Below are 14402 nucleotides of genomic sequence, written 5' to 3'. Positions count from 1 at the left end.
GTCGCGAACGGAAGGCGGCACCATGAACCTGATCGGGCACTACGTCGACGGAAAGCGTGTCTCGGGTTCCTCGGAGCGGCGCGGTGACGTCTTCGACCCGGCGACCGGCGCGCGTACCGGGCAGGTCGAGCTGGCCTGCGCCGCGGACGTGGCGGTCGCGGTCGAGGCCGCCGAGCGCGCGGCACGGACCTGGCGGGACGCCTCCCTGGCGAAGCGGACGGCGGTGCTGTTCGCCGTCCGCGAACTGGTCAACGCGCGGCGCGACCGGCTCGCCGAGGTGATCACCGCCGAGCACGGCAAGGTGCTCGCCGACGCCGCCGGCGAGGTGCAGCGCGGGCTGGAGGTCATCGAGTACGCGTGCGGCATCCCGTCGGCGCTGCGCGGCGGGTTCAGCGAGAACGTGTCGACCGAGGTCGACTCGTACGCCATCCGCCAGCCGCTCGGCGTGGTCGGGGTGATCAGCCCGTTCAACTTCCCGGTGATGGTGCCGCTGTGGTTCGTTCCGGTCGCGGTGGCCGCCGGCAACGCGGTGGTGCTCAAGCCCAGCGAGAAGGACCCGAGCGCGGCCCTGCTGCTGGCGGAGTGGTTCACGGAGGCGGGCCTGCCGGACGGCGTGCTCAACGTCGTCAACGGCGACAAGGAGGCCGTGGACGCCCTGCTCGACCATCCGGCGGTGCGGGCGGTGTCGTTCGTCGGCTCCACGCCGGTCGCCCGGTACGTCCACCAGCGTGGGTCGATGGCCGGCAAGCGGGTGCAGGCGCTCGGCGGCGCGAAGAACCACATGGTGGTGCTGCCCGACGCCGACCTGGACCTGGCCGCCGACGCCGCCGTCAACGCCGGGTTCGGGTCGGCGGGGGAGCGGTGCATGGCGATCTCGGCGCTGGTCGCGGTGGAACCGGTCGCCGACGCGCTGGTCGCGAAGATCGCCGAGCGGATGGCCGGGCTGCGCACCGGGGACGGCCGGCGCGGCTGCGACATGGGTCCGCTGGTCACCGCCGCGCACGCCGAGCGGGTGCGGTCGTACGTCGAGGCGGGCGTTGCGGCCGGCGCGGTCCCGGTGGTCGACGGGCGGGACGTGCGGCCGGACGGGGACCCGAACGGCTTCTGGCTCGGCCCGACGCTGTTCGACCGCGTCACGCCGGACATGTCGATCTACACCGACGAGATCTTCGGGCCGGTGCTGTCGGTGGTCCGGGTCGGCTCGTACGACGAGGCGGTGGACCTGGTCAACGCCAACCCGTACGGCAACGGCACGGCGATCTTCACGAACGACGGTGGCGCGGCCCGGCGCTACCAGCACGAGGTGGAGGTCGGCATGGTCGGGATCAACGTGCCGATCCCGGTGCCGATGGCGTACTACTCCTTCGGCGGGTGGAAGGCCTCGCTCTTCGGCGACCTGCACGCGCACGGCGAGGACGGGGTGCGCTTCTTCACCCGGGGCAAGGTGGTCACCAGCCGGTGGCTCGACCCCCGTCACGGCGGGGTCAACCTCGGCTTCCCCACCCAGACCTGAGCAGCCGCAGGGTGCCCGCCCCGACCAGGTACGCGGCGAGCGCCGGGACGGGCAGCCCGACCGGCTCCGGGGCGCCGCGCGGGGTGACGGCGTTGTCGACAAGCGCGTACACCACGGCGGCGAAACCGGCGGCGGTGAGCGCGGTCCGGACGGTGGCCCGGTCGCGCCCGGGCCTCGCGTGGCCCGGGCCGCCCTCCGGCGTCCCGCTGCCGTCGCCGCCGGCCGGCTCCGGGACGCGGGCGGCCGGTGGACGGCCGGTGCGCGCCTCGACCGGTCCGAAGGCGGCCACCAGCACCGCCAGCACCACCGCCAGCAGCAGCACCCACGGGATCCGCCAGGCCAGCCAGGCGGCCGAGCCGGCCGGCGGGGTCGGCAGCCGTCCCAGCGCGTCCAGGCCGCCGACCGCGAGGATCGCCGCGCTCAGATGCCACAGGAAGACGGTCAGCACGACGGCGTTCACCGCGATCACCGCCATCCAGGGCCGGTCGCGGCGCAGCCAACGCTGTGCGGGCCCGCGTAGCAGCAGGATCAGCCCGAGCTGCGCGGTGGTCACCGCCAGCAGCGCCAGGCTCGGTGGCGCGGCGTTGTCGAGCCGCTCGCCCGGGATGTTGATCATGCTGACCGGGTACGGGCCGGGTCCGGTCAGCAGCACCGCCACCCCGAGGCCGCCGAGCAGCGCCGTCCATCCGGCCCGCCGGGACAGCGGCAGCCGTCGGGTCCGCACGCGGGCTGTGGGGCCCCCGGGCGGCGTGCCCGCCGCGCCGGACGGAGGTTCCCGGCGGGTGTCGTACCAGGCGAAGCCGAGCTGGTGCACGGCCAGCCAGCCGAAGAGGTAGTTCGGCAGGGCCGCCTCCGCCGGGCCGAGCGCGCGGCCCAGGTCGCCCAGCGCCACCAGCAGCGCGAGCGCCACCGCCACGAGGAGCCCGTAGCGGCGGTGCAGCGCGTACATCACCGGGGTCAGCGGCACCACGACGAGATAGGCGGCGAGGAACCACAGCGGGATGGTGGCGAACCAGACCACGGTGCGGATCAGCGACGGCTCGGCGCCGAGGAGCCGGGCGGCGAGGGCCCCGAGCGTCAGGACGAGCACGAGTACGCTGGTCGGCCGCAGCAGTCGGGCGCTGCGGCCCAGCAGCCAGCCGGTGCCGTCGCCGCCCCGGCGGCGGTGTGCGGTCAGGGACGCGGCGTTGGCGTAGCCGCCGACCAGGAAGAAGACCGGCATGACCTGGACCGCCCAGGTCAGCGGGTACGCCCAGGGGAGGTCGGGTAGCGCGGAGCGGGCGGTGGGACGGCCGGTGGCGTCGTACCCGATCGTGGCGACCGCCCAGTGACCGAGGACGACGAGCACGATCGCGAGGGCCCGGAGCAGGTCGACGTAGCGGTCCCGGCCCGCCGGGGTGGCCTCGGCGAGCCGGCGCAGTCGGCCCATGGCCGTAAGCCTAGGTGACCGTGGCGGTAACGGTTCGGTGTTCGGGTCTTGAAGTCCGGGCGCTCCTGTCGTAGAAATTCTTCAGCAACATTCGACAAACTGAAGACAAACTTCCCCCTGCCTCGCGCGACGGCCCGCCACCCCCGTGTCCGGCGGCCGCCGGAGACCCGATCCGAGGAGCGACCATGAACAGGCGTGACATCCTGCGGCGCACCGCCGCCGCCGGCCTCCTGGCCACCCCCGCCGCCGGCCTGCTCGCCGGCTGCGCCACCGGCGGCGGTGACGACGGCGACGCCGACACCTACAAGGGCACCAAGAGCGAGCAGAACCCCCTCGGGGTCAAGGAGGACGCCCCCCTCGAGGTGGTCATCTTCAACGGCGGCTTCGGCGAGGAGTACGCGAAGGCCCACGAGGCCATGTACACCGAGAAGTACCCGAAGGCGACGATCAAGCACTCGGCGACCCAGGAGATCGCCAAGACCCTCCAGCCGCGCTTCGTCGACGGCACCCCGCCGGACGTGGTGAACAACTCCGGCAAGGACCAGATCGACTTCAACGGCCTGGTCTCCCAGAACGCCATCGCCGACCTGGGCGAGGTGCTCAACGCGCCGAGCCTTGACATTCCCGGCAAGACGGTCAAGGACACCCTGCTGCCCGGCGCGGTCGAGGTCGGGTCGTACGACGGCAAGTTCATGGTGTTGAACTACACCTACACCGCGTACGGCATCTGGCACTCCACCAAGCTCTTCGCCGACCGGGGCTGGCAGTACGCGAAGACCTGGGACGAGCACATCGCGCTCTGCAAGCAGATCAAGGCGGCCGGCATCGCCCCGTGGACGTACGCCGGCAAGCACCCCCGCTACATGAGCTGGCCGCTGATCGCCACGGCCATCAAGTTCGGCGGGCCGTCGGTCGCCACCGCGATCGACAACCTCGAGCCGAACGCGTGGAAGTCCGACGCGATGAAGGCCGCCGCCGACGCCTGGCACCAGATCGTCAAGGACAAGTACATCCTGGACGGCTCGCCGGGTCTCGACCACGTGCAGTCGCAGACCGCGTGGTCCCAGGGCAAGGCCGCCTTCGTCTCCTGCGGCTCGTGGCTGGAGAGCGAGCAGAAGAAGGTGACCCCCGAGGGCTTCAACATGACGATCCAGCCGACGCCCAGCCTCGGCGCCGGCGACAAGCTGCCGTTCGAGGCGATCCGCGGCACCGCCGGCGAGCCGTTCATGGTGCCGGCCAAGGCGAAGAACCTGGCCGGCGGCCTGGAGTACTTCCGGATCATGCTGTCCAAGAAGGGTGCCCAGGACTTCACCAGGAAGGTCTCCAGCCTGACCGTTGTGGCCGGGGCGACCGAGGGTGTCGAGCTGCCGTTCGGTCTCAGCACCGTGACCAAGGCCTTGGACGCCTCCGGCAGCAACGGCTTCAACTGGGTCTACAACAACTACTACCGGAAGCTGGAGCGGGAGCTCGTCGACGCGGCGTGCGGCGAGTTCTTCAGCGGCCGGATCGGCCCGGCCGAGTTCCTCGACATGTGCCAGAAGGGCGCCGACTCGATCGCCCAGGACAGCTCGATCAAGAAGTACAAGCGGGCCGCGTGACATCCGGCCGGCGGGGACGGCGCGCCCGTCCCCGCCGGCCCACCGCACTCGGGAGTAGGTCCTTCTCGTGAAACATGGCAAGTACCCGCTGATCGTCACGTTCCTGGTGCCGCCGCTGCTGCTCTACGGCATCTTCGTCATCTCGCCGTACCTGCAGGCCTTCCAGATCTCGACCACCGACTGGCTCGGCTACTCGGCCGAGGCCAACTCCGTCGGGCTGGCCAACTTCGAGCGGCTGCTGAACGACGACCGGGTGTGGAACGCGCTCAAGAACAACGCCTGGCTGCTCGCCGTGGTGCCGGTGGTGACCATCGGGTTGGGTCTCTTCTTCGCCACCATGCTCAGCATGGGCGGCCGCAAGGGGCGGGCCGGTGTCACCGGAGTCCGCGGAACGTCCGTCTACCGGATGGTCTACTTCTTCCCGCAGGTGCTCTCGGTGGTGATCATCGCCCTGCTCTGGAAGGAGGTCTACCACCCCAACAGCGGCCTGCTCAACGGCGCTCTGCGCGTCGTCGGCCTGCCGACGCCGGCCTGGCTGGGCGATCCCCGGTTCGCGTTCTGGTGCGTCCTGGCGGTGATGGTCTGGGCCAACGTCGGCTTCTACGTGGTGCTCTTCGGCGCGGCCATGTCGGCGATTCCGCGCGACATCTACGAGGCGGTGATGCTCGACGGGGCGTCGCGGTGGACCACGCTGCGGAAGATCACCATTCCGCTGCTCTGGGACACCGTGCAGGTCGCCTGGATCTACCTGGCGATCGCGGCGCTGGACGGGTTCATCCTGATCCAGCAGATGACAAACGGCGGCCCCAACTTCTCCTCCGACGTGATCGGGCTGCGGATGTACGAGACGGCGTTCGGCAGCGAGAGCAAGTTCGGGTACGCCTCGGCGATCGGCGTCGTGCTGTTCTTCCTGACCCTGTCGGTGGCGGTGCTGGCCCTGCGGGCCGCGAAGCGTGATCGGATCGAGTACTCGTGACCATTCTCGACAAGACCACGACCGAGGGCGCGGCTGCGGCGGGCCGGTCGGCGCCGAGGGGCCGGGCGTCCCGGCGCGAGGCCGGCGGCGCCAACGTCTTCTCGCACGGGTTCCTGCTGGTCTGGGGCGCGCTGACGGTGCTGCCGCTGCTCTGGATGTTCCTCAGCTCGTTCAAGAGCGACGGCGAGATCCTCTCCGACCCGTGGGGGCTGCCGGGCGCGCTGCGGTTCGAGAACTGGGCGCGCGCCTGGACCGAGGCGCACATCGGCCGGTACTTCCTGAACAGCGCGATCGTGGTGTCCGGCTCGCTCACCCTGACCATGCTGTTCGGCGCCACGGCGGCGTACGTCTTCGCCCGGTACGAGTTCCGCGGCCGGCAGATCCTCTACTACCTGTTCGTCGGCGGGATGATGTTCCCCGTCTTCCTCGCCCTCGTGCCGCTGTTCTTCGTGGTGCGCAACGCCGGGCTCTTCGGCACCTGGACCGGGCTGATGCTGGTGTACGCGGCCTACTCGCTGCCGTTCACGGTCTTCTTCCTGACCGCCTTCTTCCGGACGCTGCCGACCGCGGTCGCGGAGGCCGCGCTGATCGACGGCTGCGGTCACTTCCGGCTCTTCTTCCGGGTCATGCTGCCGATGGCCCGACCGGGAATGATCAGTATCGCGATCTTCAACTTCCTCAGCCACTGGAACCAGTTCATCCTGCCGCAGGTGCTCATGCAGGGCGACGACTCGAAGTGGGTGCTGGCGCAGGGCCTCACCGCGTTGGCGGTCAGCCAGGGGTACGAGGGTGACTACAGTGGCCTGTTCGCCGGCCTGACCATCGCCACGCTCCCGGTGCTGGCCGTCTACATCCTGTTCCAGCGCCAGATCCAGACCGGCCTGACCGCCGGCCAGCTCAAGTAACCCGGTGTCCGTAACTGACCCGCCCCGCGAGATCGCACTCGATCGGTGAAGTAGTGGCTTCCCACCCGGCGGGAGGCCACTACTTCTGCGTTCGAGCGTGACCTTGGCCCGGTCGTCGGACGCGGCCCGCGGCGGCGCGGCGACGGGGCTCAGGAAGCGGGGACCAGGCGGGCGTGCAGGGCGGCCGGGTCGCCCGCCTCGGGCAGGCCGAGCGCGGCGAGCCAGGCCGCCGCGGCGGCGCCGTCCCCGGCGGACCGTACGTCGACATCCGGCCACCGCCGGGCGACCTCGGTGCGGACCGCCGTCGCCAGCGGGGTGTCGCCGGTGAGCAGACCTCCGCCGAGCACCATCGGTGTGGTGTCCCCGGCCGGGCGGATCCGTGCCGCGGTCGCGGCGAGGTGCCGGGCGGCCTCGTCGATGAGCCCGCTCGCCACCGGCTCGCCGTCGACGGCACCGGCCACCACCACCGGCGCCAGTCGGGCCAGCTCCACCGGCGGGCGGCGGGTGACGGCCTGGATGAGCATGTCGACCGTGTCCCGGGGGCGGGACGCCACCTCGGCGGAGCCGAGCAGGTCGGTGAGCACCTGAGCGCCCAGCGGGCCGGGTGTGCGGCCGGCGTCCAGGTCGGCCAGCAGCCGGCGGACCGCCTCCCGGCCCAGCCAGAAGCCTGATCCGGCGTCGCCCAGCAGCCAGCCGTGCCCGTCGGCGACCCGGTCCAGCCGCAGGCCGTGCACCTGGGCGGCGATGGCGCCGGTGCCGGCGATCAGCACGGTCCCGTCCGGCGCGGCGGTGCCCGAGGCGTACGCGACCAGCGCGTCCCCGTGCACGGCGTACGGGCAGCGCAGCCCGGCGTCGTGCCAGGCCCGGTCGAAGGCGGCGCGACCGGCCGGGTCGGCGAGCAGCCGGGCGGCGCCGGCGAGCCCGATCACGCCGGCCCGGACCCGTGCCGGATCGACGTCGGCCAGCGCGGCGCGCAGCGCGGCGTGCAGTTCCCGGGCGGCCGCCTCCGCGCCGTGGCTGGTGGGGTTGCCGCCGCCGGCCCGGCCGGTGCCGAGGCGCTGCCCGTTCAGGCTCAGGGCGGTGGCGCGGGTGGACGTACCCCCGATGTCGAGACCGAGCACGACGGTGCCGGACACGCACCCACCTCCCTGATCGAAGCCGCGTCAATGCTGGTCGGCCTCGCGTCGGCGGGCAAGACCACGAAGGCCGGGCCGGCTGTGCGGCAGGTAACAGTTTGAAAACTTCGCCCACGGCCTTGACACGGAGGGGCCTTCAGTAAGAACTTTTACCACTAACAGTTAACAGTCTTTTCCGAAAGGGCGTCCGATGGTTGATCACGAGGTGGACACCGCCGCGGGGACCGCGGTGGTCGACACCGACGGGTTCGACCGCCGTGGCGCCCTCGGCGGCCCGGCCGGCGGAGTGCTGGCGCGCGTCCGGGCCGGCGCGGGCGAGCTGACCGGAGCGCTGCGCCGGGTCGCCGAGCACGTGCTCAGCGACCCGGAGGCCGCCGCCCGCGCCACGATCGTCGAGCTGGCCGAGCGCAGCGGGACCTCGCCGGCCACCATCACCCGCTTCTGCCGGGCGATGGGCTTCGAGGGGTACGCGGACCTGCGGCTGGGCATCGCCGCCGAGACCGGCCGGGCCCGCTCGGCCGGCTGGACAATCGACATCGGACGGGAGATCCAACCCAGCGACCCGTTGCGCCGGGTGCTCGACCAGATCATCGCCGCCGACACCCGCGCCATGCACGACACCGCCGCGCTGCTCGACCTCGCCGAGGTGGAGCGGGCGGCCGTCGCGATCGCCGGGGCGAGCCGGGTGAACATCTTCGGCGCCAGCGGCAGCGCCCTGGTCGGCGAGGAGATGCAGTTCATGCTGCACCGCATCGGGGTCGCCGCCTGGGCCTGGAACGACGTCCACGAGGGGCTGGCCTCCGCGGCCCTGCTGCGTGCCGGCGACGTCGCCCTCGGCGTCTCGCACAGCGGCCAGACCCGGGAGACCATCGAGATGCTGGCCGAGGCCGGCAGCCGGGGCGCGACCACCGTCGCCGTCACCGGCTTCCCGCGCTCGCCGCTGGCGGAGCTGGCCGACATCGTGCTGCTCACCGCCAGCCAGGCCACCACCTTCCGCCCCGACGCGCTGTCGGCCCGGCACCCCCAACTGGTGGTGCTCGACCTGCTCTACATCGCCGTCGCCCAGCGCACCCACGACCGCGCCCACGCGGCCTTCCGGCGTACCGCCCAGGCCGTCGACGGGCACAAGGCCGCGAAGGGAACCACGCCGTGATCAGCGCGCAGCGGTACGCCGAGGCGGTCCGGCCGGTGCTCGACCGGCTGGTCGACTCCAGCGCCGACGCGCTCGGCGCCGCCGCCGACCTGATCGCCACCAGCCTCCGCTCCGGCGGGGTGCTCCAGGCGTTCGGCGCGGGGCACTCCGAGGCGTTCGCCGCGGAACTGGTCGCCCGGGCCGGCGGGCTGGTGCCCACCAACCGGCTCGCCATCCACGACCTGGTACTGCACGGGGACGCCCCGCGCGACGTGCTCGCCGATCCGAAGCTGGAGCGCGACCCCTCCATCGCCCACCAGATCTACGACCTCGCGGCCCCGCAGCCCCAGGACGTGTTCGTGGTGGCGTCCCAGTCCGGCATCAACGGCTCGGTCGTCGAGCTGGCGGCGCTGGCCACCGGGCGCGGTCACCCGCTGATCGCGGTCACCTCGGTCGAGCACACGGCACGGGTCGCCCCGCGGCACCCGTCCGGGCACCGGCTCGCCGATCTCGCCGACGTCGTGCTGGACAACGGCGCGCCGTACGGCGACGCACTGCTGCCGCTCGAGGGCGGCGGCGCGGTCTGTGCGGTCTCCTCGGTCACCGCCGCGCTGCTGGCGCAGCTGCTGACCGCGGAGGTCGTACGACGGTTCCACCAGGCCGGGGAGGTACCCCCTATCTACCTCTCCGCCAACGTCCCCGGTGGGGACGAGCACAACCACGCCCTCGAGTCGCGGTACGCCGGGCGCCTCCGGCGGACCGCCTGACCCGATATCCCAAGGAGAGTCGCATCATGTCCGTTTCCCCCGAACTGAACCGCCGGACCCTGCTGCGTCGCGCCGCGGCCGCGGGTCTGCTGGTCACACCGGCCGCCGGTCTGCTCAGCGCCTGCGCCGGCAGCGAGCCGGCCAAGAACGAGAGCAACGAAGGGGCCAAGAGCAAGGACAACCCGTTCGGTGTCGCCGCCGACAGCTCGGTCAAGGTGGTCATCTTCAACGGCGGGCTGGGTGACCAGTGGGCCAAGGAAGACGAGGTCATCTTCAAGGCCAAGCACCCGAACGTCACGGTCAACATGAGCTCCACCCAGAAGATCAAGACCGAAGAGCAGCCGAAGATGGCGACGCAGCCCAGCGACGTCGTGATGAACTCCGGCGCCGACATCATGGACATCAGCACTCTGGTCAACGAGGGCGCGATCGAGCCGCTGGACGACCTGCTCACCGCCCCCGCCTGGGACAGCGAGGGAACGGTGGCCGACACGCTGCTGCCGGGCACCGTCGCCGACGGCACTTTCCAGGGCAAGTTCTACGTGGTCAACATCGCCTACACGGTGTGGGGCAACTGGTACAACGCGGCGCTGTTCGACAAGGAGGGCTGGCAGCCGCCGAAGACCTTCGACGAGTTCTTCGCGCTCGCACCGAAGATCAAGGCGAAGGGCATGGCCCCGTACGTCCACGACGCCGTGCACGGCTACTACCCGCGCTGGGCGCTGATGGCGACCATCTGGAAGTCCGCCGGCAAGCAGGCCGTGATCGACATCGACAACCTGAAGGAGAACGCCTGGAAGGCCGACGGCATCCTGCCGGCCCTGGAGGCGTGGGAGAAGCTGGTCAAGGACAAGCTGCTGCTGCCCGGCAAGCTCGACCACACCCAGTCGCAGCAGGCGTGGCTGGACGGCAAGGCCGCGTTCATCCAGGTCGGCACCTGGCTCAAGAACGAGATGGCGGCGACCATCCCGCCGGGCTTCGAAATGAAGATCTCGGACTACTGGGGCTTGGGCGCCAGCGACAAGGCGCCGAACGACGTCTACGCCGGCGCCGGTGAGGGCATCGTGGTGCCGGCGAAGGCCCCGAACAAGGCCGCCGCCAAGGAGTTCCTGCGGGCCGTTCTCTCCAAGGCCGGCTCGGCGAAGTTCGCCGAGCTGACCAAGTCGCTCGCGTCGACCAAGGGCTCCGGCGACAACGTCCAGGACTCGGCGCTCGCCAGCGCGAACGAGCTGATGAAGAACGCGCCGAAGGATCTCGTCTCGATCAAGTTCTGGAACTTCTACGCCGACCTGGACAAGGAGAGCCAGAACCTCTCGGCGGAGCTGATGGCCGGCCGGCTGACCGCCCAGCAGTTCGTCGACAAGATGCAGGCGGCCGCCGACAAGGTCGCCAAGGACTCGTCGATCAAGAAGCAGACGCGAGACGCCTGATCCCCGAACGGAAAGAGTGAGTCCAATGCGGCACGGTGTCGCGCGGTTCGTCACGGGCTTCCTGGCCCTGCCGGTCGCGCTCTACCTCTTCTACGTGGTCTGGCCGTTCGCCCAGGCCGCCGGGTACTCGCTGACCGACTGGGGTGGTTACTCCGACCGGCAGCAGTTCGTCGGGCTGGACAACTACGTCCGGCTGCTCTCCGACGAGCTGATCAGGAAGGCGTTCTGGCACAACGTGTTCTTCCTGGTCACCGTGCCGCTGTTCACGATCGCGCTGGCCCTGTTCCTCGCGTTCCTGCTCAACGTGGGCGGACGCGAGGACAGGGCCGGCATCCGGGGCGTCTTCGGCTCCGGCGTGTACAAGGTCATCTTCTTCTTCCCGCAGGTGCTGTCGCTTGTCGTCATCGCGGTCATGTGGCAGCAGATCTACCGGACCGACGGCCAGGGCCTGATCAACGGCGTACTGATCAAGTTCGGGCTGGTCGACGCCGAGAACCCGATCGCCTTCACAAACGACCCGGAGCCGTTCCTCGGCGTCCCCGCCGTGCTGTGGTGGCTGCTGCTGATCGCGGTGTGGAGCGGGGCGGGCTTCTACATGGTGCTCTTCTCGGCGGCCATGCAGTCGATCCCCAAGGACGTGTACGAGGCTGCGATCCTCGACGGCGCCGGCCGCTTCCACACCTTCTTCCGGATCACCCTGCCGCTGCTGCGGGACACCGTCTCGGTCGCCTGGGTCTACCTGGGCTTCATCGCCCTGGACATGTACGCGCTGGTCTTCGTGATGACGCCCAGCCAGGGCGGGCCGAACCACGCCAGCGAGATCTTCGCCTCGGTGATCAACTTCAACGCCTTCCAGAAGGGCCAGTTCGGCTACGCCTGCGCGATCGCCGTATCGCTGGCGATCTTCACGATCCTGCTCGCCGCGTTGCAGCTGAGGATCACCCGTCGCGAGCGGATCGAATACTGAGGAGACTGGTGATGAGCACGGTGACCCACGACTCCGGCCGCGCCCGGCCGGACCTGGTCCCGCCGACCCGTCCCGTGTCGGGCCGGCGGCACGAGCCCGGCGGCAAGGGCGCCGGCGCCCGCATCTTCAACGGCTTCTCGCACCTGTTCCTCTTGGTGTGGGCGGTCATGGTGGTCTACCCGCTGGTCTGGGTGGTGATGTCCGCCCTCAAGACCGACTCCGAGGTGATCCGCGAGCCGCTGTCGCTGGTCCCGGACGCGCTGCAGTGGGACAACTTCGCCCGGGCCTGGACGGCGGGGATCGACAGCTTCTTCCTCAACACCCTGCTGGTGCTGGCCGGCAGCGTCACACTCACCATGCTGCTCGGCTCGATGGCCGCGTACGTCCTGGCCCGCTACGAGTTCCCCGGCAACCGGCCGATCTACTGGATGTTCCTGTCCGGGCTGACGCTGCCCATCTACCTCGCCGCCGTACCGCTGTTCAAGGGTGTCTACAACACCGGCGTGGTCCTGCCGCTGCTCGGGCCGAACAAGCACGTCATGCTGATCATGGTCTACGTGGCCTGGTCGCTGTCGTTCACGGTCTTCTTCATGCACTCGTTCTTCCGGACCCTGCCCAACGCGATCGCCGAGGCCGGCTTGGTCGACGGCGCCTCGCACACCCGGCTCTTCTTCAGCGTGATGCTGCCGATGGCCAAGCCCGGCCTGATCAGCATCGGCATCTTCAACGTGCTCGGCCAGTGGAACCAGTGGTACCTGCCGACGCTGCTCATGCAGTCGGTCGCCGGTGAGCCGAAGAACCAGGTCATCGCGCAGGGCCTGATCGAGCTGTCGGTCAACCAGGGCTACAAGTCCGACTGGTCCGGCCTGTTCGCCGGGGTCACGATGGCGATGCTGCCGGTGCTTGTCGTCTACATCGTCTTCCAGCGCCAGGTGCAGTCCGGCCTGACCGCGGGCGTCAGCAAGTAGCCGCCGGCGAAAACGAGCCCAGTGGCCGGGCGGCCACCCCGCGGGGTGGCCGCCTCCGCTGCTGGGCTGGCCCGCTGGTCGTACCATGGCGGGCCAGGTTTGGAGGTCGTCATGTCGGTCGGCAAGTCAGTGCGGAAACCGTGGCTGCCACCACGCTGGTTCATCCGGCTGGCCTGGTCGATGCACCGGCGCCTGTACCGGACCTCCGGCGGCCGGGCCGGGCTGTGGCGGCCACGCGCCAACGGCTGGGGCGCCCTACGGTTGACCACCACCGGGCGTCGGACCGGCCAACAGCGCAGCGTCATCATCGGGTACTTCGAGGACGGACCCAACCTGGTCTCGATGGCGATGAACGGCTGGGGCGCGGGCGAGCCCGCCTGGTGGCTCAACCTGCAGGCGCATCCGGACGCGACCGTCGAGCTGGTCGACGGGCAGCGGCCGGTGCGTGGGCGCGCCGCGACCGGCGACGAGCGGTCGCGACTGTGGGCCCGCTGGCGCGAGATCGACAAGGGCCTCGACGCCTACGCGGCCCTGCGGCCCGGCGAGACCGCGGTGGTGGTCCTGACGCCCAGGCCGGCGGCGGAGTCGGGGAGCGGGTAACACGGCGACACCGGCCGGATAGATTGGGCCCACCGGCAGCCGACCTACGGGGAGAACGGTATGTGGGGCATCGACGACATGCCGAGCCAGACCGGTCGGGTCGCCGTGGTGACGGGGGCCAGCGCCGGCATCGGGTTCGCGGCCGCCAAGGCGCTGGCGGAGCATGGATGCCATGTCGTGCTGGCCGTGCGGGACCCGGCCCGGGGCGCCGACGCGGCGGCCCGCATCGACGGTTCGACGGCGGTGCTCCGGTTGGATCTCGCCGAACTCGACTCGGTCCGGTCGGCGGCCGCCGAGCTGACCGGCCAACACCCGCGGATCGACCTGCTGATCAACAACGCGGGCGCGTGGTCGGCCACCCGAGCCGAGACCCGCGACGGTTTCGAGTTGCAGCTCGGCGTGAACCACCTCGGGCACTTCGCGTTCACCGGTCTGCTGCTCGGCGCGATGCTGACCACGCCGGCTTCGCGAGTCGTCACGGTGAGCAGCGTGAGCCACCGCGGCGGCGCGATCGACCTGGCCGACCTGCCGATGCTGAGGACCTACCGGCACACCGCGGCGTACGCGCGCTCCAAGCTGGCGAACCTGCTGTTCGCGTTCGAGCTGCACCGCCGGTTGGCGCGGGCCGACGCGGCGACCATGTCGCTCGCCGCGCACCCCGGTGGCGTCTGGACCGGACTGTTCCGCGGCGCGAACCCGGCGCTGCTGGTGCACACCCTGGGCCGGCTCGTGACGCAGTCCCCGGAGCGGGGTGCGCTGCCCATCCTCCGGGCGGCGACGGATCCGGCCGCCAGCGGCGGCCAGTACTACGGCCCGGGCGGGATGGGCGAGTTGCGGGGTGCCCCGAAACTGGTCCGGGCGAACGCCAGCGCGCACGACGAGGCGCTGGCCCGGGAGTTGTGGGGCGAGTCCGAACGGCTCACCGGCGTCGGGTACGAACCGCTCCTGCGGTCGGCCTGAGCCGCGCCGGACCCGCACTCG

13 protein-coding genes are annotated in these 14402 nt (G+C 71.0%); 11 read left to right on the top strand and 2 right to left on the bottom strand.

Going from position 1 to position 14402, the window contains the following annotated elements:
* Positions 1–22: 22 nt before the first annotated feature.
* Positions 23–1513 (top strand): CoA-acylating methylmalonate-semialdehyde dehydrogenase, encoded by a 1491-nt coding sequence (locus tag ABTW87_RS10330; protein WP_350650496.1) that lies wholly within the window; start codon positions 23–25, stop codon positions 1511–1513.
* Here the strand turns inward: ABTW87_RS10330 and ABTW87_RS10325 are convergent.
* The gene (locus ABTW87_RS10325) at positions 1485–2942 is read right to left on the bottom strand and encodes an acyltransferase family protein (protein WP_350650495.1); all 1458 of its coding nucleotides are present in this window, start codon (positions 2940–2942) and stop codon (positions 1485–1487) included. The two genes, ABTW87_RS10330 and ABTW87_RS10325, sit on opposite strands and share 29 nt — an antisense overlap.
* Positions 2943–3127: 185 nt before the next feature.
* Between ABTW87_RS10325 and ngcE (ABTW87_RS10320) the strand changes: the two genes are divergently transcribed.
* The 3 genes from ngcE (ABTW87_RS10320) (at position 3128) to ABTW87_RS10310 (ending at position 6421) form a co-directional block, all read left to right on the top strand.
* On the top strand, positions 3128–4540 hold the full coding sequence (gene ngcE / locus ABTW87_RS10320; protein ID WP_350650494.1) for an N-acetylglucosamine/diacetylchitobiose ABC transporter substrate-binding protein: 1413 nt from the start codon (positions 3128–3130) through the stop codon (positions 4538–4540).
* Positions 4541–4607: 67 nt separating this feature from the next.
* Positions 4608–5516: a carbohydrate ABC transporter permease gene (locus ABTW87_RS10315; RefSeq protein ID WP_350650493.1), complete on the top strand. Its 909-nt coding sequence runs from the start codon at positions 4608–4610 to the stop codon at positions 5514–5516.
* A 2-nt stretch (positions 5517–5518) separates the two neighbouring features.
* Entirely contained in the window at positions 5519–6421 is a 903-nt protein-coding gene (locus ABTW87_RS10310; RefSeq protein WP_502891563.1) for a carbohydrate ABC transporter permease, read from the top strand.
* Positions 6422–6570: 149 nt separating this feature from the next.
* On the opposite strand, the gene ABTW87_RS10305 is transcribed toward ABTW87_RS10310, so the two are convergent.
* Entirely contained in the window at positions 6571–7557 is a 987-nt protein-coding gene (locus tag ABTW87_RS10305) for an N-acetylglucosamine kinase (protein WP_350650491.1), read from the bottom strand.
* A 190-nt stretch (positions 7558–7747) separates the two neighbouring features.
* Here ABTW87_RS10305 and ABTW87_RS10300 point away from each other — a divergent pair, with 190 nt between their 5' ends.
* From ABTW87_RS10300 to ABTW87_RS10270, 7 genes are all read left to right on the top strand, one after another.
* Positions 7748–8710: a MurR/RpiR family transcriptional regulator gene (locus ABTW87_RS10300; RefSeq protein ID WP_350650490.1), complete on the top strand. Its 963-nt coding sequence runs from the start codon at positions 7748–7750 to the stop codon at positions 8708–8710.
* Positions 8707–9456, top strand: coding sequence for an SIS domain-containing protein (locus ABTW87_RS10295; protein WP_350650489.1), 750 nt, complete (start codon positions 8707–8709; stop codon positions 9454–9456). The genes ABTW87_RS10300 and ABTW87_RS10295 overlap by 4 nt, the downstream gene beginning before the upstream one ends.
* A gap of 26 nt (positions 9457–9482) precedes the next feature.
* Entirely contained in the window at positions 9483–10886 is a 1404-nt protein-coding gene (ngcE, locus tag ABTW87_RS10290) for an N-acetylglucosamine/diacetylchitobiose ABC transporter substrate-binding protein (protein WP_350650488.1), read from the top strand.
* Between the two features lie 25 nt (positions 10887–10911).
* The gene (locus ABTW87_RS10285) at positions 10912–11853 is read left to right on the top strand and encodes a carbohydrate ABC transporter permease (protein ID WP_350650487.1); all 942 of its coding nucleotides are present in this window, start codon (positions 10912–10914) and stop codon (positions 11851–11853) included.
* 11 nt (positions 11854–11864) lie between these two features.
* The gene (locus tag ABTW87_RS10280) at positions 11865–12821 is read left to right on the top strand and encodes a carbohydrate ABC transporter permease (protein WP_350650486.1); all 957 of its coding nucleotides are present in this window, start codon (positions 11865–11867) and stop codon (positions 12819–12821) included.
* A gap of 111 nt (positions 12822–12932) precedes the next feature.
* Entirely contained in the window at positions 12933–13421 is a 489-nt protein-coding gene (locus ABTW87_RS10275; protein ID WP_350650485.1) for a nitroreductase/quinone reductase family protein, read from the top strand.
* Between the two features lie 60 nt (positions 13422–13481).
* The gene (locus ABTW87_RS10270; protein ID WP_350650484.1) at positions 13482–14381 is read left to right on the top strand and encodes an oxidoreductase; all 900 of its coding nucleotides are present in this window, start codon (positions 13482–13484) and stop codon (positions 14379–14381) included.
* The last annotated feature ends 21 nt before the right edge of the window (positions 14382–14402 follow it).

The sequence above is a fragment of the Micromonospora sp. NPDC126480 genome (assembly GCF_040302465.1).
Classification (GTDB): domain Bacteria; phylum Actinomycetota; class Actinomycetes; order Mycobacteriales; family Micromonosporaceae; genus Micromonospora.
The sequence above is the reverse complement of the archived record's forward strand: the minus strand, read 5'-3'. Positions and strand labels throughout refer to the sequence as shown.